The sequence below is a fragment of the Asaia sp. W19 genome, assembly GCF_003994335.1.
Taxonomy (GTDB): Bacteria; Pseudomonadota; Alphaproteobacteria; order Acetobacterales; family Acetobacteraceae; genus Asaia.
Map to the genome: position 1 here is coordinate 1 of NZ_PNQZ01000172.1, position 2,482 is coordinate 2,482.

General features: G+C 55.6%; 4 protein-coding genes and 1 pseudogene. 4 read left to right on the forward strand and 1 reads right to left on the reverse strand.

Going from position 1 to position 2,482, the window contains the following annotated elements:
- The 3 genes from C0V97_RS17700 to C0V97_RS17710 all read left to right on the forward strand — a co-directional run.
- A partial coding sequence (locus tag C0V97_RS17700; protein ID WP_233582260.1) for a LysR substrate-binding domain-containing protein occupies positions 1-436 on the forward strand: 436 nt, incomplete at its 5' end.
- A gap of 188 nt (positions 437-624) precedes the next feature.
- On the forward strand, positions 625-945 hold the full coding sequence (locus C0V97_RS17705) for a hypothetical protein (protein WP_127101910.1): 321 nt from the start codon (positions 625-627) through the stop codon (positions 943-945).
- Complete coding sequence (locus tag C0V97_RS17710) at positions 945-1,313, forward strand: transposase (RefSeq protein WP_127101909.1); 369 nt, start codon at positions 945-947, stop codon at positions 1,311-1,313. Before C0V97_RS17705 ends, C0V97_RS17710 begins: the two co-directional genes overlap by 1 nt.
- On the opposite strand, the gene C0V97_RS17715 is transcribed toward C0V97_RS17710, so the two are convergent.
- Positions 1,274-2,146, reverse strand: a complete 873-nt coding sequence (locus C0V97_RS17715) for a LysR family transcriptional regulator (protein WP_127101908.1) — start codon at positions 2,144-2,146, stop codon at positions 1,274-1,276. The genes C0V97_RS17710 and C0V97_RS17715 overlap by 40 nt on opposite strands.
- A 117-nt stretch (positions 2,147-2,263) precedes the next feature.
- On the opposite strand from C0V97_RS17715, the pseudogene C0V97_RS17720 reads away from it, so the two are divergent.
- Positions 2,264-2,482: pseudogene (locus C0V97_RS17720) on the forward strand (hypothetical protein); the annotation flags it as partial.

A 2,482-nucleotide genomic window follows, 5' to 3' on the forward strand; every position in this document is an offset into this window, starting at 1 on the left:
AACCCTTTATCTCGGCGCCATGCATTATGCGGCATGTGCCAGACCGGATTTCGTGGCGCGTTATTTTCCTGAGGGGATGACAGACGAGGCGATCGATACAGCGCCGTGCATCTGCCTGAATGCGCAGGACAGTCTGCAGAGGCAATGGCTTGATCGGGCAAAGCGCACGCATCTCTCGCCGCTCACCCATTACGTCCCCTCCAGCCGGGGCGTTCTGGATTTCACGCTCAGTGGTCTGGGGTGGGGGCTGCAACCAACGACGCTTGCCGCCCCGCATCTGGCGGCGGGCAGACTTGTGGAACTCGACCCCGGGAACAGGTTCGAAGTGCCGCTCTATCTGGTTCTGCCTCGGCTGAAGAGTGTGGTTCTGGAGGATCTCACACGCCATTTGACACGCGAATGCGCGGTGCATCCCGCTCTTCTTCCACCCGGATAGGGTGTAACCTCGCGTGGAGCAAGCGTGGACCGGATCGCTTGGATGATTGCGATACGTCAAGCGGCGGCGTCAAGGAGAGCAGGCGTAGTCTGCTGATGGAGGAAGTATCTCAGCGCTACGAGTGCGCACGGCAGTGGCCATGAGCCGCGCAGCGGGTTAATCCGGCGAGCGCCGTTTGCTGGTGCGCTTTGGCTGCTGCGACCGGCAGTTCTGCGGCCAGGGCGCGTGGCGGAGATTGTCTGTCCTATCGGATCGAGGCGCATGCCGGGCGGATCCATGCGATGATTGCGGCGCAGGACGACTTGACCCTCGCTGATATCCGTGCCCGCCTGGCCGATGACGGCCACCATTTCGCGACCGGCGCGCTGTGGCGCTTCTTCGCCCGCCACCTGGTCGCATGGAAAAAAGTCCGCTCATGCAGGAGAGCAGGATCGCCCGGACATCCTGACACGACGGCAGGAGTGATTCGACAAGCCAGCCCGATCTGCGCCCCGGCGATGCCGTCGTAATGGACGAGCTCGGCTTGCATAAAGGACCGGGCGTGCGGGCGGTGACCGAGGCGGCCGGTGCCAGCCTGCGGTTCCTGCCGTCTTACAGCCCAGACTTCAATCCGATTGAGATGGCCTTCTCCAGGCTCAAGGCCCATCGCCGCCGCGCCGCCGAACGCACCCGCAAGGGGCTTGGGAACAAGGTCGGAAGCCTTATCGATCAGGTCACGACCGATAAATGCGCCAATTTCTTCACCGCCGCAGAGTATGAGCCAGAAAGAGAGGAAAACACTCTAGGCATAACCTTCCAGAAGCGAGCACTGTTTTTTGCCCGAAAATCGCGGGATGGTCATCTCCTGAGGACAGTGACGAACAGAGCGACAATCTGAGACGGGACTTCCTTTCGCGCGGCAGCGACAATTTGACAGCGTAGCCTCTCGGGTACGGGTACGTAGCAAATATCCCCACTATATGTCTTAGTCACCGACAGGGGCACGATTGCATTACCCAGTCCTGCAGCGACTAATGGAGGGATGCATGTGACATCCGGTGCTATAGGTCGAATGACGGGACTTGTTCCCGCGGATACAGTGTGCTCGATTATTGAGTCATATAGCCCACCGCTAAATTCCCTTGGAAATATAATCAAATCGCTTGTGTATAGATTTTTATAAATATCGGCAGGCAGGCTCTGATGTGGTTTTGGAAGATGGATAACAGCAAGCATGTCCTCCTCATATATATCGTATGAAACGAGACCTTTGTTCGATATGGGCCCCCACAGCAGGACTATATCGAGATCGTGACCTATAAGCCTCTCCGTCAGTTCCTCAGACGTCCCACATATTAGCTCGAAGCGTATATCAGATTTCATCTCCTTGATTCGCTTTATGCCAGACACGATCGCCCCAACAGCAAGAACCCCGGCGACAAAGCCGATCTTTATAACTCCTTCGTGTGATCTCTTCAGGGTTTTAATATAGTTAAATAGGTTGTCCCGCTCACGGACGAGAGGGATGACCTTCTGAAGAAATAGTCCGCCAATTTCTGTTAGTTCTGTTCCTCTCCTCGATCTTGTGAAAAGTTTTACTCCAAGCTCCTCTTCTATTGACGATATTTGTCTACTCAGTGGTGGTTGTTCCATGTGTAGATATTTGGCGGCATCCGTTATACTGCCTTGCTCTGCCACAGCCATAAACATACGCAGGCGGCGAAGATCCATACCGACCTCGTATGGAGAAAGTTAGAAACGGTATATTACAAACACCAAAAGGCTCCGCATCATAGGCACAAAATAACGCTTGTTCGTTATTAACCGTCAATGCAAGGAGCTGGTCGCATGGCGATCGTAACGATAGTTGGTACGTCTGGCATGACTGTGCAGGTCACCGTTGAAGGTGCCCGGATGCAGACTCTTGCCTCGAGTTATGCACAGCAGATCCTGGGTGCAGTCGCGACCGGTGACCTCTCTTCGGTTGATCTTGTTGCAGGCGGGAATAACGAGCCCACGGGCACGAATTCGCTTGTCCAGGGTGTCATCACCACTGGGGGCGCTTTT

Bases quoted from the DNA above. Each gene is read 5' to 3' on its own strand.
- C0V97_RS17715 (WP_127101908.1), bottom strand. From the start codon at position 2,146: ATGGATCTTCGCCGCCTGCGTATGTTTATGGCTGTGGCAGAGCAAGGC.
- C0V97_RS17710 (WP_127101909.1), top strand. From the start codon at position 945: ATGGACGAGCTCGGCTTGCATAAAGGACCGGGCGTGCGGGCGGTGACC.